At 48.7% G+C, this 19,936-nt stretch carries 23 protein-coding genes; 22 read left to right on the top strand and 1 reads right to left on the bottom strand.

From position 1 onward, the window contains the following. The first annotated feature begins 8 nt into the window (after window positions 1-8). The 6 genes from fapR to rnc all read left to right on the top strand — a co-directional run bounded on the left by fapR (window position 9) and on the right by rnc (window position 4,372). On the top strand, window positions 9-578 hold the full coding sequence (gene fapR, locus N179_RS06820; RefSeq protein WP_023468752.1) for a transcription factor FapR: 570 nt from the start codon (window positions 9-11) through the stop codon (window positions 576-578). Continuing rightward, the gene (gene plsX, locus N179_RS06815; protein WP_055968645.1) at window positions 575-1,570 is read left to right on the top strand and encodes a phosphate acyltransferase PlsX; all 996 of its coding nucleotides are present in this window, start codon (window positions 575-577) and stop codon (window positions 1,568-1,570) included. The genes fapR and plsX overlap by 4 nt, the downstream gene beginning before the upstream one ends. Before the next feature lie 16 nt (window positions 1,571-1,586). Next, window positions 1,587-2,507, top strand: coding sequence for an ACP S-malonyltransferase (gene fabD, locus N179_RS06810; RefSeq protein ID WP_035396761.1), 921 nt, complete (start codon window positions 1,587-1,589; stop codon window positions 2,505-2,507). Continuing rightward, on the top strand, window positions 2,504-3,235 hold the full coding sequence (gene fabG, locus N179_RS06805) for a 3-oxoacyl-[acyl-carrier-protein] reductase (protein WP_035396763.1): 732 nt from the start codon (window positions 2,504-2,506) through the stop codon (window positions 3,233-3,235). Before fabD ends, fabG begins: the two co-directional genes overlap by 4 nt. A gap of 70 nt (window positions 3,236-3,305) precedes the next feature. After that, window positions 3,306-3,545 (top strand): acyl carrier protein, encoded by a 240-nt coding sequence (gene acpP / locus N179_RS06800; RefSeq protein ID WP_029342095.1) that lies wholly within the window; start codon window positions 3,306-3,308, stop codon window positions 3,543-3,545. Between the two features lie 56 nt (window positions 3,546-3,601). After that, complete coding sequence (rnc, locus tag N179_RS06795) at window positions 3,602-4,372, top strand: ribonuclease III (RefSeq protein WP_023468747.1); 771 nt, start codon at window positions 3,602-3,604, stop codon at window positions 4,370-4,372. 70 nt (window positions 4,373-4,442) lie between these two features. On the opposite strand, the gene N179_RS06790 is transcribed toward rnc, so the two are convergent. Continuing rightward, window positions 4,443-4,643 carry a DUF1128 family protein gene (locus N179_RS06790; RefSeq protein WP_023468746.1) on the bottom strand — a complete coding sequence of 67 codons (201 nt, stop codon included), beginning with the start codon at window positions 4,641-4,643 and terminating at the stop codon, window positions 4,443-4,445. A 126-nt stretch (window positions 4,644-4,769) separates the two neighbouring features. On the opposite strand from N179_RS06790, the gene smc reads away from it, so the two are divergent. The 16 genes from smc (at window position 4,770) to dprA (ending at window position 19,919) form a co-directional block, all read left to right on the top strand. Next, the gene (smc, locus tag N179_RS06785; RefSeq protein WP_075642543.1) at window positions 4,770-8,333 is read left to right on the top strand and encodes a chromosome segregation protein SMC; all 3,564 of its coding nucleotides are present in this window, start codon (window positions 4,770-4,772) and stop codon (window positions 8,331-8,333) included. Then, complete coding sequence (gene ftsY, locus N179_RS06780; protein ID WP_023468744.1) at window positions 8,330-9,334, top strand: signal recognition particle-docking protein FtsY; 1,005 nt, start codon at window positions 8,330-8,332, stop codon at window positions 9,332-9,334. Before smc ends, ftsY begins: the two co-directional genes overlap by 4 nt. A gap of 99 nt (window positions 9,335-9,433) precedes the next feature. Further along, a complete protein-coding gene (locus N179_RS06775) occupies window positions 9,434-9,754 on the top strand; it encodes a putative DNA-binding protein (protein WP_023468743.1) in 321 nt (106 codons plus the stop codon). Window positions 9,755-9,766: 12 nt separating this feature from the next. Then, the gene (ffh, locus tag N179_RS06770; RefSeq protein WP_023468742.1) at window positions 9,767-11,116 is read left to right on the top strand and encodes a signal recognition particle protein; all 1,350 of its coding nucleotides are present in this window, start codon (window positions 9,767-9,769) and stop codon (window positions 11,114-11,116) included. A gap of 93 nt (window positions 11,117-11,209) precedes the next feature. Next, window positions 11,210-11,485: a 30S ribosomal protein S16 gene (gene rpsP, locus N179_RS06765; RefSeq protein WP_023468741.1), complete on the top strand. Its 276-nt coding sequence runs from the start codon at window positions 11,210-11,212 to the stop codon at window positions 11,483-11,485. Window positions 11,486-11,547: 62 nt separating this feature from the next. Then, entirely contained in the window at window positions 11,548-12,057 is a 510-nt protein-coding gene (gene rimM / locus N179_RS06760) for a ribosome maturation factor RimM (RefSeq protein WP_023468740.1), read from the top strand. Beyond that, window positions 12,054-12,782, top strand: coding sequence for a tRNA (guanosine(37)-N1)-methyltransferase TrmD (gene trmD, locus N179_RS06755; protein WP_075642542.1), 729 nt, complete (start codon window positions 12,054-12,056; stop codon window positions 12,780-12,782). Before rimM ends, trmD begins: the two co-directional genes overlap by 4 nt. A gap of 112 nt (window positions 12,783-12,894) precedes the next feature. Next, complete coding sequence (gene rplS, locus N179_RS06750; RefSeq protein ID WP_023468738.1) at window positions 12,895-13,248, top strand: 50S ribosomal protein L19; 354 nt, start codon at window positions 12,895-12,897, stop codon at window positions 13,246-13,248. A gap of 104 nt (window positions 13,249-13,352) precedes the next feature. Next, window positions 13,353-13,892 carry a signal peptidase I gene (gene lepB / locus N179_RS06745; protein ID WP_023468737.1) on the top strand — a complete coding sequence of 180 codons (540 nt, stop codon included), beginning with the start codon at window positions 13,353-13,355 and terminating at the stop codon, window positions 13,890-13,892. A 147-nt stretch (window positions 13,893-14,039) separates the two neighbouring features. Next, on the top strand, window positions 14,040-14,903 hold the full coding sequence (gene ylqF, locus N179_RS06740) for a ribosome biogenesis GTPase YlqF (protein ID WP_035396901.1): 864 nt from the start codon (window positions 14,040-14,042) through the stop codon (window positions 14,901-14,903). A gap of 51 nt (window positions 14,904-14,954) precedes the next feature. Then, window positions 14,955-15,707, top strand: coding sequence for a ribonuclease HII (locus tag N179_RS06735; protein ID WP_058713721.1), 753 nt, complete (start codon window positions 14,955-14,957; stop codon window positions 15,705-15,707). Between the two features lie 12 nt (window positions 15,708-15,719). Then, a complete protein-coding gene (locus tag N179_RS06730; RefSeq protein WP_023468734.1) occupies window positions 15,720-16,586 on the top strand; it encodes a flagellar hook-length control protein FliK in 867 nt (288 codons plus the stop codon). Further along, window positions 16,583-16,843 carry an EscU/YscU/HrcU family type III secretion system export apparatus switch protein gene (locus N179_RS06725; protein ID WP_058713722.1) on the top strand — a complete coding sequence of 87 codons (261 nt, stop codon included), beginning with the start codon at window positions 16,583-16,585 and terminating at the stop codon, window positions 16,841-16,843. Before N179_RS06730 ends, N179_RS06725 begins: the two co-directional genes overlap by 4 nt. Before the next feature lie 87 nt (window positions 16,844-16,930). Further along, window positions 16,931-18,091 carry an ADP-forming succinate--CoA ligase subunit beta gene (sucC, locus tag N179_RS06720; RefSeq protein WP_023468732.1) on the top strand — a complete coding sequence of 387 codons (1,161 nt, stop codon included), beginning with the start codon at window positions 16,931-16,933 and terminating at the stop codon, window positions 18,089-18,091. A gap of 13 nt (window positions 18,092-18,104) precedes the next feature. Then, window positions 18,105-19,022, top strand: coding sequence for a succinate--CoA ligase subunit alpha (gene sucD, locus N179_RS06715; RefSeq protein ID WP_023468731.1), 918 nt, complete (start codon window positions 18,105-18,107; stop codon window positions 19,020-19,022). A 69-nt stretch (window positions 19,023-19,091) separates the two neighbouring features. Further along, the gene (gene dprA / locus N179_RS06710; RefSeq protein ID WP_058713723.1) at window positions 19,092-19,919 is read left to right on the top strand and encodes a DNA-processing protein DprA; all 828 of its coding nucleotides are present in this window, start codon (window positions 19,092-19,094) and stop codon (window positions 19,917-19,919) included. The last annotated feature ends 17 nt before the right edge of the window (window positions 19,920-19,936 follow it).

The raw sequence follows: 19,936 nt of genomic DNA, 5'->3' as shown, positions 1-19,936 counted from the left end.
GAACATACATGCGGGTACCTAAAAAAGAGAGACAACAAGAATTATTACAGACGATCGAGCAAAATCCGTTCATCACGGATGAAGCGCTGGCGACACGATTCCGTGTCAGTATTCAGACGATTCGTCTCGACCGGATGGAATTAAAGATTCCGGAATTACGGGAGCGAATTAAACACGTCGCGACCGAACGGCTGGATGATGTGCGTACGTTGACTGAAAATGAAGTCATTGGTGATATGATTGACCTGAAACTCGATACATCTGCGATCTCGATCCTTGAGATTTTGCCGGAACATGCGTTTAGTCGGAATGCAATCGCCCGCGGACATATTTTGTTCGCGCAGGCAAACTCGCTTGCGATTGCGCTCATCGACGATGAACTCGCGTTGACGACACGTGCGAACGTTCAGTTCACACGCTCCGTTCATGTCGGAGAACGCGTCGTTGCGAAGGCGTTCGTCAGTTCCCATCGTCAAGATGGGCGTTCTGACATCACGGTGGAGAGTTATGTCGGTGAAGAATGTGTCTTTATCGGTGAGTTCACAGTGTATCGAAGTAGTAAGGAGGAATCGAAATGATTTTAGCAGTTGACGCTATGGGGGGCGATCACGCACCCCGTGCCATCGTAGAAGGGGTCGTTGCCTATTTGGCAGAACGTCCAAACGAAGACATCGATATCCGACTAGTCGGAGATGAGTTGAAATTACGCTCATACACAATCGAGGATCCGCGCGTGACGATCGTCCACGCGGCATCCGTCATCACCGGAGAAGACGAACCGGTACGTGCGATTCGCCGCAAGAAAGATAGCTCACTCGTTGTGGCTGCAAACCTGGTGAAATCAGGAGAGGCAGATGCCTTGATTTCAGCAGGCAACACGGGAGCGCTCATGACTGCCGGATTGTTCGTCATCGGTCGAATCGAAGGAGTTGACCGTCCTGCACTGGCCCCGACTTTCCCGACACGTAATGGGAAAGGTGTCGTCATCTTAGATGTTGGCGCCAACCCGGATGCGAAGGCAGAGCATCTGCTCGATTATGCCATCATGGGGTCTGTCTACGCAGAACAAGTTCGCGGCATCACACGTCCAAAAGTCGGACTCTTGAATATCGGATCAGAAGCCGGTAAAGGGAATGCACTGACGAAGGAAACGTATCCGCTACTTGAGACAGCACCGATTCATTTCGTTGGGAACGTCGAGGCGAGAGAAGCGATGAGCGGTGACGTCGATGTCATCGTCACGGAAGGTTTTGCCGGCAATACGTTACTTAAAAGTACTGAAGGGGCAGCCAGTATGATCATGGGTGTCATGAAGGAACAATTCATGAGCTCGTGGACATCAAAGCTCGCCGCTCTCGTACTGAAACCGAAGTTGAAAAAAATGAAGCAGTTGCTCGCCTATGAAGAATATGGCGGTGCTGGACTATTCGGGATTGCGGCTCCGGTCATCAAGGCGCATGGTTCAAGTAATGCTTACGCATTCAGCCGAGCGCTCGTTCAAGCGGAAAAGATGGTCGAACAAGAAGTCGTTGCCAAAATCGTTCAAGCGAAGGCAACAAAAGCACGTTAAGAAGGAGTGAGACGAGATGGGGAAAACAGTTTGGATGTTTCCGGGACAAGGGTCACAAACGCCTGGAATGGGACAGACGCTCATCACGCAAGACGAGACACGCCAAGCACTCGCTGACCTCGGAACGCGAATTGGTCTGGATCTGACGACGCTGATGACGACAGGGACGAAGGATGAATTGAAAGCAACAGATATCGCTCAACCAGCCATCGTCGCACACAGTGCATTACTCGCACAGCAGTACGCAGCACAAGGACATACACCTGATTTCGTACTCGGACACAGTGTTGGAGAATATAGCGCGCTCGTCGCAGCTTCTGTCATCACACCGTCTGAAGCCGTCTATCTCGTCCGCGAACGCGGAAAACTCATGAATCAAGTCACGGGTGGAACGATGGCGGCGGTCATCGGCATGAATGATGTCGAGGCAGCCCATCACGCGGTCGAATCGATTGCGGCGACGGGAGAAATCGTTCAAATCGCCAACTACAACTGTCCTGGGCAATTCGTCATCTCCGGACAAATCGCAGCGGTCGAATCCGCTACAGCGAAGTTAAAAGAGCTCGGAGCAAAACGTGTCTTACCGCTTGATGTATCAGGTGCGTTCCATTCGTCACTCATGACACCATTCGCACCACGATTCGAAGACATTCTCGTCTCGTCACCGTTTGAAGCGGCGAAGACGAAATTCATCTCGAACGTCGACAGTGCGTTCCATGATCAACCAGACGAATTGATTCGTTTGCTCGTTCAGCAGCTCTACTCACCGGTTCGATTCGAATCATGCGTTGAGCGTCTGATCGAAGAAGGTGCGGATACATTCATCGAGTTTGGTCCATCATCTCCGTTGAGCGGTCTCGTGAAACGAATCAAAAAAGATGCGAAGATCATCAGCATCACGACACTTGAGCAATTGGAAGCGGAGGGAATTCGTTGAGTAAAGTAGCACTCGTCACTGGCGCGTCACGCGGCATCGGAGCTGCCATCGCGAAGCGATTGGCAACAGATGGTTTCCGTGTCGTCGTCAACTATGCAGGAAGCACGGACAAGGCGGAAGCAGTCGTCCGTGAAATCAAGGAAGCAGGCGGAGAGGCACTCGCGATTCAAGCGAATGTCGCTGAAGCAGATGCTGTCAAACAGATGATCAAACAGACGATCGACACGTTCGGTCAACTGGATTGTGTCGTCAATAATGCCGGCATCACGCGTGATGGTTTGCTGATGCGCATGAAGGAAGCGGATTTCGATGCTGTCATCGATACGAATCTGAAAGGTGCGTTTCTCGTCACGCAAGCTGCGACACGTCCATTGTTAAAAACAAGCGGTCGTATCATCAACATCGCATCAGTCGTCGGTATTTCCGGAAATCCAGGGCAAGCGAACTATGTCGCAGCGAAAGCGGGTCTGATCGGGCTGACGAAATCCGTCGCACGTGAACTCGCGAGTAAAGGTGTCACAGTCAATGCTATCTGTCCAGGCTTCATCGAGACGGACATGACGGATGAATTGACGGAAGAACAGCGGAACCTGTCACTCGGGCAAATTCCGTTGAAACGCTTCGGTCAAACGGACGATATCGCTTCACTCGTCAGTTTCATCGCTTCAGATGAAGCGCGATACATCACAGGACAAACTCTTGCCGTCGATGGCGGCATGACGATGTAACACAACTAACGGTAGTACTTTGCCAAATCGGCAATCATCTTATATACTCAACTCATGGAGGGATTTTAAAATGACAAAAGAACAAATCTTAGTAGACGTACAAGAAGCAATCGCAGAAAAATTAGGAAAAGAACAAAGTGAAATCACACTTGATAAATCGTTCAAAGACGACCTCGGTGCTGACTCTCTCGAAGTCATGGAACTCGTCATGGACTTAGAAGACAAGTTCGAAATCACGATCGAAGATGAGCAAGCAGAAAACTTGAAGACTGTCGGCGATGTCGTCAACTACATCGAAACACAAGTCTGATCATTGAAGCTGACCCACCGCAATTTGCGGTGGGCTTTAGCTGTTTAGGAGGAACTATGACGAATCAAAAAGGACGTCGTGTCCGAAAAGGACCCTATGTAAAACGACGCAAGGATGCTCGGACGCTCGCTCAAATCGAGCAGAAATTCGAAGCGTTACAAGAGCGCCTGAATATTACGTTTTCTAATGTCGAGCTATTAAAACAAGCCTTCACGCACTCTTCGTTCGTCAATGAACAACGCGAGTCGGAAGGGGATAACGAACGCCTAGAATTTTTAGGGGACGCTGTCTTAGAGTTGACGGTGTCACGCTATCTATTCGAACACTACCCGGAACGTTCCGAGGGGGAATTAACGAAATTGCGAGCGGCAATCGTCTGTGAACCGTCACTCGTCCAATTTGCGAATCACTATCAGTTTTCCGATATGATTCTGTTAGGTAAGGGGGAAGAACTGACCGGTGGTCGGAATCGTCCAGCCTTACTTGCGGATGTCTTCGAATCCTTCATTGGCGCCTTGTATCTTGACCAAGGCATCGAAGCAGCCGAACGATTCCTCGCCGAAGCGGTTTTTCCGAAAGTGGCGACAGGCTTTTTTGAAGAACAGACAGATTTCAAGAGTCAATTGCAGGAAGCGATTCAACGTGTCGGCTTAGGTGTCATCGAGTATGAAATCATCGAGGAGCGCGGTCCGGCGCATAGTCGGGAATTCATCTCGCGTGTCCAAGTCGCGGATGAGCTGGAAGGGATCGGGACAGGCCGATCGAAAAAAGAGGCAGAGCAACAGGCAGCAAAACAAGCCTTACTTGAATTAAAGAAACAGTTTTAAGCAACAAAAGGCCGACCATCTCTCGAATGCGTGAGAGATGATCGGCCTTTATCGTGTGAAGTTCGCTTGATTAGACAGTCTTAAGGGATTTCAGTTCGTCGACGATCGCGTCGACCTCTGCCAGTGATAACGAGTCGCGCATCATGACGAACTCATAAATCTCTTTTAAGTCCTCATTTTTTGAACCGTCGAATTGTTCTGCTTTAATGACCCCTTTGTTGATGATGTTCAATTTATCTAAGATCGCTTCAATCATTTGTTCAATCGTCATCGTGTTATTCGCTCCTCTTCTTCTTGTTTCGCGTGATACTACCTTAAAACCTATCATGTTGCTAGCGTTTCGGCTATGGTAAACTGAAAGAAATTCAAAAGAAATTTAAACATACGGGTGATCAAGATGTACTTAAAACGAATTGAAATCAATGGCTTCAAATCATTTGCCAGTCGAACTGAACTAGAATTCCTTCCGGGTGTCACGGCAGTCGTCGGACCGAACGGAAGTGGGAAATCAAATATATCGGATGCTGTCCGTTGGGTACTCGGAGAACAATCTGCGAAGTCACTTCGTGGGGCGAAGATGGAAGACGTCATTTTTGCCGGCAGTCTGTCTGAACACCGGAAACAATTTGCCGAGGTGACGCTCGTCTTAGACAACGAGTCGGGAACGGTTGCGTTGCCGTATCAGGAAATCAGCGTCACGCGGCGTGTCAGCCGCAACGGAGACAGCGATTATTTTTTAAATAAAAAACCATGTCGCCTGAAGGATGTTCTTGATCTGTTCATGGACACAGGCTTGTCGCGAGATGCTTTTGCAATCATCGGACAAGGTCGTGTTGAACAAGTCATCTCCGGTAAACCGGAAGAACGTCGTGCTGTCATCGAGGAAGCAGCAGGCGTCTTAAAGTATCGTCATCGCAAGAAGCAAGCCGAGCGGAAATTAAGTGATACGGAAGCGAATCTATCACGTGTCGATGATATTTTATATGAACTCGGCGGACGAATCGAGCCGTTACGTGAACAAGCGGCGCTCGCGAAAGAGTATCTCGTCGCTCGAGAACGGCATGATGTCCTCGAGCGTGGTATCTTAGCGCATGAAATCACGACGTATCAGACGGAGCTCGAAACATTGGCGCGTGACATCGCACAATGTGAAGAACGCCTTGCGTCTCAAAAGACGACTTACGAAGAGACCGTCGTGTCCCGAGAGAATCAAGAATCGGCGCTTGAAGAAGAACGACAACAAGAAAACGCGTTGCAGGAGCAACTTCGACATGTCTCGACGCGATTGGTTGAGATCCAAGGTGCCCTTAACCTAGCGAAAGAGCGTGAAAAACACGGGACCGAGACGAAAGAGCGACTCGAACAAGAGGTTGCCGTCGTCGAAGAACGCGTCAAGGAACTGGAACTCGAACTGACCGCTTTACAGGAACGCCAAGCAGAAGTCGATCAGGAAGCAAAACGGATCACGGCTGAACGGGAACGAGCCGATCAAGCGCTGACACAAACCGATCGTGATTTTGATAAGGAAGCCGAAGTATTACGTTCGGAAGCCTTTGAAGTGGCGAGTCGATTAGCTGCGACGAATAATGCCTATAATCGGGCGAAGCAAGATCTCATGCAGGCAGAAGAACAACAACGTTCATTTACGGCGGACAGCGGTACGAAACAATCGACGCGTCGTCAACTTGAGGAAGACGTCGCTCGACTTGAAGCGGATGTCGCTTCGATCCGGACGAAGTTGGACCAAGCAACGGAAGAAGAGACAACGGCACTTGCGGCACGAAATGAACAACAACAGGCGTTACGCCAAGTCGAACAGTCCGTTGCGGATTTAGAGCGACGTCGGCATAAGACGGAAGACCGGATTGAATTCCTTGAATCCGTCAAAGCCGACTATAGCGGTTATTTCGGTGCCGTGAAGACGATTTTAAAACAACGAGATCAGCACCCAGGTATTCACGGAGCGGTCGCGGAGTTGATTTCGGTTCCGGCGCGCTTTGAAGCGGCAATCGAGACAGCGCTTGGTGGTGCGATGCAAAATATCGTCGTTGATACCGATGCGACAGGACGTCGTCTGATCCAGGAGCTTCGACGATTAAATGCCGGTCGAGCGACGTTCATGCCGCTCGCCTCACTCCAAGCACGCGAAGTCAATCGTTCAGTGCGAGAACAAGTCGGAGGGATGTCTGGATTCGTCGGGATCGCAAGTGATCTCGTGACGACAGACGAAACGCTGACGAAATTAAAGATGAACTTGCTCGGTACGACACTCGTCGTCGAGTCACTTGAACAGGCGAACCAAATCGCCCGTTCGACAGGACATCGCTATCGTCTCGTCACGCTCGAAGGAGATGTCGTCAACGTCGGCGGTACGATGACTGGTGGAAGCCGGAAAAAAGGTACACCACTGTTCAGTCAATCGCGCGAACTTGACGAGTTAAAAGAGGGACTGACGCGCGGGCAAGCGGTCATTCGGGAGCAGATGCGCCGCTTAGAAGATCTGAGAGCGGCGATCCAGACTCTTGATGCTACGGCTCGGACACGGACAGAAACGATTCAAGCATTACAAGGGCAACTCGAACAATCGCGCGATACGTTAGCAGATGCGAACCGTCATCTCGCTGTCATGACGTCTGAATTGTCGGTTGAAGATCGACAGATGGCACGTGTACTCGAACAAGAACAGGAAGCACGTCGGATCATCGAGACGTCGGAAGTCGAGATCGCAAAATGGACGGAGCGTCAAACAGAGCTCAGACAAGCCTTAGATCGTCTTAAGGATGCGCAAGCCCGTGGTGCCGTCACGATGGACGAACTGAAGAAGGAACAAGCGGAAGCAGTTCTCGAAGAGCGGACGATCCAAATGAAACAAGCGCAGCTTTCGCAAGAGATCGAACGCCTGACGGAACAGGTCAGTCACGCGAAGCTTGAACGTGGTCATAAACGCCGTGACTTGCGTCATGTCCTTGAAGGATTCGACGAAGCGAAGATCGATGCCTTGCACGCGGAACAGCGCGAACAGGAACAGGAACAACAACGGGTCGAGACCGAACTCGTCGCGATCGGGCAACGGATTCAAGTACAAGCAGAATCCCTGCGCTTGATCCGGATCCGCGAAGCGAAGACGAAGGACGATCAACAAACGACGAAACAGGCACTCGAGCAACTACGACTCTCGCAAGGGAAAACGAGCACGCGTCTTGAGACAAGACAAGAAATGCTGGAAGAGATGGGATTACTGCTCGAACTGATTGCACCACTTGATCTATCGTATGAAGAGGCAAAAGAGGAAATTCATCTGCTCAAACGTCAACTCGAAGAAATCGGCATCGTCAACATCGGTGCGATTGAGGAATTCGCAGAGGTCGATGAACGGTTTACGTTCCTATCTGCGCAACGGGATGATCTCGTCGCTGCTAAAACCGATCTCTATGGCGTCATCGAAGAGATGGACCGAGAAGTCATTCGATTGTTCCGTCAAACGTATGATGCTGTCCGAGAACACTTCCGGGAAACATTCCGCGAGTTATTCGGGGGCGGTGAAGCCGATCTAGTCCTCGTTGACCCGAGTGATCTGTTGACGAGTGGAATTGATATCGTTGCGAAACCGCCTGGTAAGAAGCTGCAGAATTTGTCGCTCTTGTCCGGTGGAGAGCGTGCCTTGACAGCCATCGCCTTATTATTTGCGATTCTAAAGACACGTCCTGTCCCGTTCTGTGTCCTCGATGAGGTCGAGGCGGCGCTTGACGAAGCGAACGTCGCGCGATTCGGCGAGTTCGTCCATCAGCTAGCACGCGAGACACAGTTCGTCATCATCACCCATCGGAAAGGAACGATGGAGGCGGCAGATGTCCTTTACGGCGTCACGATGCAGCAAAACGGGATATCTGAAGTGTTATCCGTTAAACTAGAAGAGGCACGACGTACATTAAGTGAAGAACCAAAGGAGATTAAACGATGAGTTTCTTTAAAAAACTGAAAGACCGCTTGACGACTTCGACACAAGAAGTCACGACTAAATTCACGGAAGGCTTGACGAAGACACGCGACGGATTAGCGAGTGCCGTCAATGATCTCGTCTACCGCTTCCGTGAAGTCGATGAAGACTTTTTCGAAGAGTTAGAAGAAGTGTTGATCCAAGCCGACGTCGGTGTGACGACGACGATGGATTTGGTCGAGGAACTAAAGACAGAAGTCAAACGACGTAACGTCAAGGATCCAAAACAAGTCCGGGACGTCCTTGTTGAAGTCGTCGCGAACATGTTAGTCGAAGAAGAAGAGACAGCCCTTGATCTTGATCATGAGCTGAATGTCATCCTCTTCGTTGGTGTCAACGGGGTCGGTAAGACGACAACGATCGGGAAACTTGCGAACCGATTAAAACAAGAAGGTAAGAGCGTCATGTTAGCAGCGGGAGATACGTTCCGGGCTGGTGCGATCGATCAACTGCAAGTCTGGGGCGAACGCTCCGGTGTACCGGTCATTCGTCAAGGCGAAGGCTCCGATCCGGCTGCTGTCGTCTATGACGCCGTCCAAGCAGCGAAAGCACGTAAGGTCGACGTCCTGATTTGTGATACGGCAGGACGCCTACAAAACAAGGTCAATTTGATGAACGAGCTCGAAAAGGTCAAACGCGTCATCGAACGTGAAATTCCTGGTGCACCCCATGAAGTATTGTTGGCACTTGACGCAACAACAGGACAAAACGCGATGGTGCAGGCAAAAGCCTTCAAACAAGCGACGAACGTCAGCGGAATCGTCTTGACGAAGCTTGACGGCACAGCAAAAGGCGGGATTGTTCTTGCAATCAAGAACGAGCTGAATCTGCCGGTTAAGTTCGTGGGTCTCGGTGAAAAGATCGATGATTTACAACCGTTTGACGCAGAACAATTCGTGTATGGACTGTTCGGCGATGTCTTTGAAGAAAAAGAAAACGTCGACACGGAAGAAAGCGCGGAATAAGCGACGTTTCATGTAAAGAAAAAAACTTGACAACACACTGTGAGGGCTGTACTATACTATCTGTAAAGGAATTTCACTTAACATTGCGGAGGTGCTCGGATGACACTTGATAAAACGAACCGGATGAATTATCTGATTGACTTTTATCAGGAGCTTTTGACGCCAAAACAACGGAATTACATGTCACTCTATTACTTAGATGACTTTTCCTTAGGTGAGATCGCCGATGAGTTTGAAGTCAGCCGACAAGCAGTCTACGACAACATAAAACGCACGGAAGCCATGCTCGAGCAGTATGAAGAACGACTATCGCTGTTCAAGAAACACGAACGGCGAAAGCAGTTACTCGATCAGCTGAAGCAATGCGACCTTCCGGGTGAAGCCCTAGTGATCATTGAGACATTGGAGCAATTAGAGTAGGAGGCATTCTTAATGGCATTCGAAGGATTATCGGAACGGCTTCAAGCCAGTCTCGCTAAAATGCGAGGTAAAGGTAAGATTTCTGAAGCAGACGTCAAAGAGATGATGCGCGAAGTTCGCTTAGCGCTACTCGAAGCCGACGTCAACTTCAAGGTCGTCAAACAATTCGTAAATGATGTAAAGGAACGCGCCGTCGGACAGGATGTCATGACGTCTTTGACGCCAGGACAACAAGTCGTCAAAATCGTCCACGATGAATTGACGAATCTGATGGGTGCAGAAGTGTCACCGTTGACGCTTGCGAACCGTCCTCCGACCGTCATCATGATGACGGGTCTGCAAGGGGCAGGTAAAACAACGACAACGGGTAAACTTGCCAATCATTTACGTAAAAAACATAATCGTAGTCCTTTGCTTGTTGCGGCGGATATTTATCGTCCGGCAGCAATCAAACAATTAGAGACACTCGGAAAACAATTGGAGTTACCGGTCTTCTCGATGGGAGATCAGGTTAGTCCACAAGAAATCGTTACCGGTGCACTCGATTATGCAAAAGAGCATCATCACGATATCGTGTTGATCGATACGGCAGGTCGCTTACACGTCGATGAGGAACTGATGCAGGAACTCGTTGATGTCAAGGAGATCGCCAAACCGCATGAAATCTTCCTTGTCGTCGATTCGATGACGGGTCAGGATGCCGTCAACGTCGCAGAGAGCTTCAACGAGAAGCTTGGCGTAACGGGAGTCGTTCTGACGAAGCTCGACGGAGATACGCGAGGTGGTGCAGCACTCTCCATCAAGGCAGTCACCGGAGCACCGATTAAGTTCGTCGGTCTTGGAGAGAAGCTCGATGCCATCGAACCATTCTATCCCGAGCGGATGGCGTCTCGGATTCTAGGCATGGGAGACATGCTGACACTGATTGAAAAAGCAGAGTCACAAATGGACGCTACGCGTGCCAAAGAGTTAGAAAGCAAAATGCGCGATGCATCGTTTACATTCGATGATTTCATCGAGCAGTTGCAACAAGTGAAACAGATGGGTCCACTCGACGAACTGTTGGGAATGATCCCTGGGGCAGGTAAAGGGAAGATGAAGGGGTTGAAAAACGCCCAAATCGATGAGAAGCAACTCGTGTATGTCGAAGCGATCATCCAATCGATGACGAAACGAGAGCGGACTGAACCTGAAATCTTGAATGCGAGCCGTCGAAAGCGGATTGCCCGTGGTAGCGGACGCAGTATCCAAGAAGTCAACCGCCTCATTAAACAGTTCGAAGACATGCGGAAAATGATGAAACAATTTTCCGGACAGATGGGCAAAGGGAAAAAGAAAGGCTTTGGCCTTCCATTCTTTTAAAAGTCTTTTCTCTTTTGCTGTAACGTTGTATACTAATGAAGTTGTCAATTTGACTAAACGAAAAAATCATTTATTATTTGGAGGGACTTACGAATGGCAGTTAAAATTCGTCTTAAGCGCATGGGCGCAAAAAAATCACCTTTCTACCGTGTGGTAGTAGCAGACTCACGTGCACCACGTGATGGTCGTTTCATCGAGCAAATCGGATACTACAATCCAGTTGCTAAACCAGAAGCAGAAGTTAAAATCAACGAAGAGCTAGCTCTTAAATGGCTCTCTGAAGGTGCTAAACCTTCGGACACAGTTCGTAACCTCTTCTCACAAGCTGGTATCATGGAGAAATTCCACAACGCGAAACTCGCGAAGTAAGACGTTAGGAGGTGAGCGAAAGCTTACCTCCTTTTTTTAATTCAAGAAAGGAAGTGAAACGAATGGAATGGTTGGAAATTGCGAAAATCGCCAACACGCACGGTCTAAAAGGGGAATTGAAGTTACTTGCAAGCACGGATTTCCCGGAAGAACGCTTTAAGGTCGGAAAAGAAGTCTTTCTCGGCTCTGAAGGCACGTATACACCGGTAACGATCAGTGGCTACCGGAAGCATAAACAATTCATCATGGTGACGTTCAAAGGCATGCATCATATCAATGACGTCGAGAAGTACAAAGGATTGAAACTCTATGTCCATGCAGAAGACTTACAGGACTTAGACGAGCATGAATTTTACTATCATGAGATCATCGGTTGTACGGTTTATGACGGTGAGACGAAAATAGGAGTCGTATCCGACATTCTCGAAACGGGCGCAAATGACGTCTGGACGATCAAACGCGACGGAAAAAAAGATGTCCTGATTCCGTATATTGAGCAAGTCGTCGCTTCCGTCGACGTCGAACAGAAACGCATTCAGATCACGCCGCTTCCGGGACTGATCGAGGAATGAACATCCGTGTATTGACGTTGTTTCCAGAAATGTTTTCAGCGCTTGACCATTCGATCGTCAAGCGAGCGCAAGACGATCAACACGTCATACTTGAAACAATCAATTTTCGAGATTTTTCAACGAATCGACATGGTAAGGTCGATGATTATCCGTATGGTGGAGGAGCGGGCATGTTGTTGACACCGCAACCCGTCTTCGATGCGATGGCAAGTCTACCGGAACGAAAACGACGAATCATCGTCATGACACCGACCGGTAAACGGTTTTCGCAACGAATGGCGGAAGAATGGGCAAACGAAGAAGAATTGGTCTTCTTATGTGGTCACTATGAGGGGTTTGATCAGCGAATCCATGATCAGTTGGTAACGGATGAGGTCTCGCTCGGAGACTTCGTCTTGACGGGAGGAGAACTCGCTGCGATGACGATGATTGACGCAGTCGTCCGCCTCTTACCGGACGTCCTCGGTGCGTCTGCGAGTCACGAAGATGATTCCTTCTCAACAGGACTTCTCGAATACCCGCACTATACACGTCCGGCAGAATATAAAGGGTACCGAGTACCCGATGTTTTGTTATCAGGCAACCATGCCCGGATTGAAAAATGGCGACGGGAACAGTCGCTGAAGCGGACATATGAGCGGCGCCCTGATCTTCTCGTGGATGCATCGTTGACGGAAGAAGATCAGCGTTATTTAGACTCGATTTCAGGATTGTCAAACGACTGAATCTATGATAAGTTAAAACATGTGGCAAAAGCCACCCATTAACGATGTTCCGCTGTCGGATGCTTGAAGCAAATGAAGATAAGAACATTGGTGAAAAAAGGAGAAATCATTCATGAACACACAACAATTGTTCCGTGAACTTACACAAGAACAAATCAAGTCAGACGTCCCTGCGTTCCGTCCTGGGGATACAGTCCGTGTACACGTTAAAGTCGTCGAGGGTACGCGTGAGCGTATTCAGCTCTTCGAAGGCGTAGTCATCAAACGTCACGGTGGCGGCATCAGTGAAACATTCACAGTCCGTAAAATTTCTTACGGAGTTGGCGTTGAGCGTGCTTTCCCGCTCCACTCACCACGTGTTGCACAAATCGAAGTCGTTCGCTACGGTAAAGTCCGTCGTGCGAAACTTTACTACCTCCGTAACCTTCGTGGTAAAGCGGCGCGTATTAAAGAAATTCGTCGTTAATCATGTGAAAAAGTGGCTTGTCTCCGGACAAGCTTCTTTTTTTTGCAGTTTATGCGTATACTAGTCCTTAGGAAGAAATTGCGTTAATCAAGGGAGTGGAATTCGTGAAGGAGTTATTCAGTTGGGTAAAGGCGCTCGTCGTAGCGCTCGTCATCGCGTTCATCATTCGAACGTTTCTGTTCGTACCCGTCATCGTTGATGGGGAATCGATGATGCCAACCTTACACAATGCGGATCGAATGATTGTCAATAAGATCCCATACTATTTTAATGAACCAGAAAGAGGCGATATCGTCGTCTTCCATGCAACGGAAACACGAGACTATATCAAACGGGTCATCGCTGTTCCGGGAGATACGATGTATTACAAAGACGATACATTGTATGTCAACGACAAGAAAGTCGCCGAACCGTATTTGAAAGAATATAAAGCCCAGATGAGTGGTGTGCCATTGACGGAAGACTTCACGCTTGAAGAGCGAACAGGAGAGACGACTGTTCCAAAAGGAAAAGTATTCGTCATGGGAGACAATCGTCAAAATTCAAAAGATAGTCGTGATATCGGTTTTGTGGATGAAGATCAAATCGTCGGAACGACGAACTTCGTCTTCTATCCATTCAATGATGTACGCTCTGTCGATTAAAACGAACGAAGATGAGACGCTTGCCGTTAAAAGTAAGCAGCTCATCTTCTTTTCTTGTCTGAAGTTGCGTATACTAGGGAGTGGATGTTTTTTCATGTATCGTATGATCAGCAAGAAGTCCAGGAATATATGAACGAGGTGAAGGATATGACGATTCAATGGTTCCCCGGTCACATGGCCAAAGCACGTCGGGAAGTCACAGAAAAACTAAAGTTGATCGATGTGGTGATCGAACTCGTCGATGCCCGTCTTCCGATGTCGAGCCGTAACCCGATGGTCGAACAGATCACGGCAGGTAAGCCGCGACTGATTGTCCTCAACAAGGCGGATATGGCGGATAAACGAGTGACGGAGCAATGGATGCAGGCATTACGAGCAGATGGTGTTGATGTCGTTGCGGTTGACGCGAAGCACAATAAAGGATTGAATCAAATCCATGAGGGTGCTTTACGACTAATGAAAGAAAAACACGCACGGATGCGGGAGAAAGGGCGGAATCCGAGTGCGATCCGTGCCTTGATCATCGGCATTCCGAACGTCGGGAAATCGACGCTCATCAATCGACTTGCTGGCCGAAATATCGCTATCACGGGTGACCGTCCGGGTGTGACGAAACGCCAGCAGTGGATCAAGATGAAGACAGGTGAGATGGAATTACTTGATACACCAGGTATCCTCTGGCCGAAGTTCGACGATCAAGTCGTCGGATATCGGTTAGCAGCGACAGGAGCGATCAAGGATGATATCTTAAACATCGACGATATCGCGCTATTTGCCCTTCGTGAGCTAAAGACACGGTATCCGGAGCAGTTGCGTGAGCGCTATCGACTCGACGAAGTATCGGGAGAAGCGGTTGATGTACTTGAAGCAATCGGTAAAAAACGTGGTTTCGTCTCAGGTGGCTATGTCGATTTCGAGCGGACGAGCGAAATGCTCTTGCATGAACTACGAACGGAAAAGCTAGGTCGAGTGACGCTTGAAACGGTTGAAGAATGGGAAACGCATGCATAACGGACTTGGACATCTTTTGATGTCCAAGTTTTTTTCAAAGGAGCAGGATGTATGAAGATAGCAGAATTAAAAGAACGATTGCAAAAAGCAACACTAGAAGAATTTATTCAGTTAAAGCAGGAACTGGCGTCAGATACGCGAAAAGGGGTGCATACACTGTTTCGTCAGACAGAACGACGATTTGCGCACGAAGAACAGCAACGGATCGATTTCAAGGAACGACTCGCGTTTGAAGACGAGTATCGTCAGCAAGGATACGTTCGAATTGCAGGAGTGGACGAAGTCGGGCGAGGTCCACTAGCTGGTCCAGTCGTCGCAGCAGCGGTCATCTTACCAGACGGATTCTATCATCCAGGACTAACGGATTCCAAACAGATGAGTAAAGTACAGCGGCAAGCGGCACTGAAGCATTTGCAAGAAGTTGCTGAGATTGCGATCGGCATCATCGAACCGGCTGAAATCGACGAAATCAATATCTATCAAGCATCGAAACGGGCAATGCAAGACGCAGTTCGTCAACTCAAACCAGATGCCTTACTTGTCGATGCGATGACACTCGACGACGATACACCACAACTCTCTCTTATCAAAGGAGATGCGCGGAGTGTCTCCATTGCTGCTGCAAGTGTCGTTGCGAAAGAGACACGAGATGCGATGATGGAACAATATGCGATCGAGTATCCGGGATATGGATTTGAAACACACGCAGGTTACGGAACACCCATACATTTACAAGCGCTCGATACACTGGGCGTCACACCGATTCATCGAAAAACATTCCGCCCTGTCATAGAACGCCTCTAGGAGGAAACGATCATGCAAATCGAACATCGTGCCTTATTACCATTTAAAATCATCGATCATGCGAACCTACCGTTACGGGAAGGCGCAAACATCGTCGGTAAAGTTTTAAAGCTGTTACCCGACGGATTAATGGAACTCCAAGTCGGTCAACGCGTCTTGACGGCAGGGACGACAGCTGAACTAAAAGAAGGGAACATGTATCGCTTTCAAGTCGTTTCAGCAGAGGGACAACCAGTTTTAAAAATCATCTCGACCGAGTCTGTTCCGCAAAAGTCGGCTCTCCCCCAGTTACTCGACTCCTTTTTACAACGCCAGACGGTACCGACTGCGGAAACACGGGAACTCCTAAGGCAAATCGGTCAACCGGTGACGGAAGGAGAAGCGAAGCAGTTAAAACACGCCCTTACCGAACTCGTTCAACTGGCAAAGGGTGACGAGACAGGTCGAACGCTTGATCGAAAGACGAGTGATCAGATTTTAGCGCAACAACTCGTCCAAGCAACGAACGAAGCAGGGAAAGGAGTCTATTTATTTCAATTACCTCAATTTGGACCGTTCGAAGATGTTGATCTCATGATGGAAGCACCGTTCGAACGGACGTTTGATCCAAATCATGCCCGTGTCGTCTTATATCTTCAATTACCGACGCTCGGTGAGGTCGCTGTCGACGTCTTGATCGCAGACCGGAATGTTTCGATTTCCGTCTTTCATCCAAATGCGCACGTCAATACGTTCATGCAAGCCTACACACCGCAAATTCAGACTCGTCTTGAGGAACAAGGCTATGCATTGACGCGATTCGATTGGGTCGAACAGACGAAAGAGCGCGTACCACATGATATCTCAACGCGTAACGGAAGGGTGGATCTTCATATATGAAAAAAGCAATAGCTCTATCATACGAAGAACAGATGCATGCCCCAAAGGTCGTTGCTAAGGGATCGGAACACATCGCAGAACGGATTTTAGAAGAGGCATTAAAACATGATATTCCGATCCGGCAGGACGAAACGTTGATGACGTTACTAGATGCTGTTCAAGTATCAGAACAGATTCCGGAAGAATTATACGGTGTCATTGCCGAGTTATTTGCCTTTTTATATCGTCTCGATCAAGATGAATTTCTGAAAAAATAAAGCTTTCGGTCGATAACGATAGACAGCGCTTCCAATTTTAACTACAATGAAAGAGCCGAAACTAAAGGGGTTAAGGGGGATTTTTTCATGAATGTACATGAGTATCAGGCAAAAGAATTACTTCGTTCGTACGGTGTACCCGTACCAAACGGAATCGCAGCCTTCACCGTCGAAGAGGCGGTCGATGCATCAGAACAATTGTCAGGCCCGATTAAAGTCGTCAAAGCTCAAATTCACGCGGGGGGACGCGGTAAAGCAGGTGGCGTCAAGCTTGCGAAATCGCAAGAAGAAGTGAAAGAATATGCGACGGAGTTACTCGGCAAAACGCTCGTCACGCACCAAACAGGTCCAGAAGGAAAAGTCGTTCAACGTCTTCTCGTCGAAGAAGGGTGTGCGATTGACAAAGAATACTATCTTGGAATCGTACTTGATCGTGTGACAGGACGTGTCGTCATCATGGGATCAAGCGAAGGTGGTATGGACATCGAAGAGGTGGCGGAAGCGACACCAGAAAAAATCATCAAAGAAGTCGTCGATCCTGCAGTTGGTCTTCAAGGGTTCCAAGCGCGTAAACTTGCGTTCGCAATGGGTGTTCCTGTGAAGCTCGTCAACAAGTTCGTCGGCATGGTCACGAAACTCTACAACTTCTTCGTCGACAAGGATTGTTCGATCGCAGAAATCAACCCACTCGTCACGACGAAGGATGGCGAAGTCCTCGCACTGGATGCGAAGTTGAACTTCGACTCAAATGCATTGTATCGTCATGCGGACATCGTGGCGTTACGTGATGAAACTGAAGAAGATCCACGCGAAGTCGAAGCATCAAAGAGTGATTTGAACTACATCGCGCTCGATGGAAACATCGGTTGCCTCGTCAATGGTGCTGGTCTTGCCATGGCAACGATGGATATCATCAAACACTTCAGTGGTGATCCTGCGAACTTCCTCGATGTCGGTGGTGGTGCGACAAAAGAGAAAGTTACAGAAGCCTTCAAACTGATCTTGTCGGATGAGAACGTCAAAGGGATTTTCGTCAACATCTTCGGTGGAATCATGAAATGTGACGTCATCGCAGAAGGTATCGTTGCGGCTACAAAAGAAGTCGGTCTCGAATTGCCACTCGTCGTTCGTCTTGAAGGGACGAACGTTGATGCAGGGAAACAAATTCTCAAAGATTCAGGTCTAGCGATTACAGCAGCTACATCAATGGCAGACGGCGCAGAAAAAATCGCTGCGCTCGTGAAGTAAGGGGGAGCTAAAGATGAGTATTTGGGTGAACGAATCGACGAAAGTCATTATTCAAGGGATTACTGGTAACCAAGGGATGTTCCACGGTGAACAGATGATCGACTACGGCACAAACCTCGTAGGCGGTGTCACACCAGGAAAAGGCGGTACGGAAGTACTCGGTGGTGTTCCTGTCTTTGATACGGTCGCACAAGCGGTCGAAAAAACGGGTGCGAACGCATCGATCATCTACGTTCCACCAGCATTCGCAGCGGATGCAATCATGGAAGCAGCAGATGCGAACATCGCGCTGATCATCTGTATCACGGAAGGTATTCCAGTTCTTGATATGGTCAAAGTAAAACGTTACCTCGAAGGCAAACCAGTTCGTCTCATCGGACCGAACTGCCCGGGCGTCATCACTCCAGGTGTCGCGAAACTTGGTATCATGCCAGGATATATCCATACACCAGGTCATGTCGGTATCGTCTCACGTTCTGGGACTTTGACATATGAAGCTGTCCATCAATTGACGACTGCTGGTATCGGTCAATCGACAGCTGTTGGTATCGGGGGCGACCCGGTCAATGGAACGGACTTCATCGATACGCTCAAAGCATTCAATGAAGATCCAGAAACAAAAGCCGTCATCATGTTAGGGGAAATCGGTGGAACAGCTGAAGAAGAAGCGGCTGAGTGGGTCAAAGCGAACATGACGAAACCAGTCATTGGTTTCATCGGTGGTCAAACAGCTCCTGCCGGCAAACGGATGGGTCACGCAGGTGCGATCATCTCTGGCGGTAAAGGAACAGCTGCTGAAAAAATCAAGACACTCCGTGCAAACGGAATCGAAGTGGCAGAAACACCAGCTGTCATTGGTGAGACGTTAATCCGTGTCATCAAAGAAGCAGGGATCTATGACGAGTGCGTAACGAACAGCACAGTCAAATAAATCAAAAAAAGAAGCTGTCCTGATCAAATCAGGACGGCTTTCTTCTATATAATAAGGAGCGCTGATCTCATGAAACGTGAACTGTATGTCCGCTTCGCCATGTGTCAGGTACCGTACACGATCGTCCGATTGATTGAGCAATTCGGAATCGTTCCCAGTCATGAATTACCCGTTTCGACGCGTCTTCGAAAACGGTATGAACAAGCATTACAGCTTGATTGGATCGAAGAGTCGATTCTAGTCAAAGGAGATCCACTGTTTCCGACTGTGTTACTGACGATCCCTCAACCGGTCTATGCCCTCTTTTACCGCGGTGATCCGTTCCGCTTAACACTTCCACGCGTCAGTATCATCGGTAGTCGAACCCCCTCACCGCACCATCTTTCCCGTATGCGTTTCTTGCAACCCTTCTTTCATCCAGATCTCGCCACCGTTTCCGGAGGTGCCTATGGTATCGATGCCCTCGTCCATCGTCTATCCTTAAAACATCAGCAGACAACGATTGCGGTTCTCGCAGGAGGACTTGATCGTCTATATCCTACTTCCCATGCTTCTCTTTTTGAACGCATCCTCTCGAACGGTCTTCTTCTCTCTGAATATCCACTCGGAACTCCTATTCAAAAATTTCAATTTCTAGAACGGAATCGGATCATTGCTGGATTATCTTCATCATTGATCATCGTCGAAGCGGCGAAACGAAGCGGTACGATGAATACTGCCAATCATGCGCTTGACCAAGGAAAAGATGTCTATTGTTTGCCGGGTTGTCCCACGGAATCGTTCTTTACCGGAACGAATCAATTGATCGCAGAAGGAGCGATTCCACTCCTTGATCCGGAAGAAGTTTCAAAAAGTATTCGGCTGAACGTTGACAAATGGGAATCGAGACTACTATGATAAGTGAGATTAAAATA

This window comes from Exiguobacterium indicum HHS 31, from assembly GCF_001939065.1.
GTDB lineage: Bacteria > Bacillota > Bacilli > Exiguobacteriales > Exiguobacteriaceae > Exiguobacterium_A > Exiguobacterium_A indicum.
Note: the sequence above shows the minus strand (reverse complement) of the source record. Positions and strands in the feature narration are given on the sequence as shown.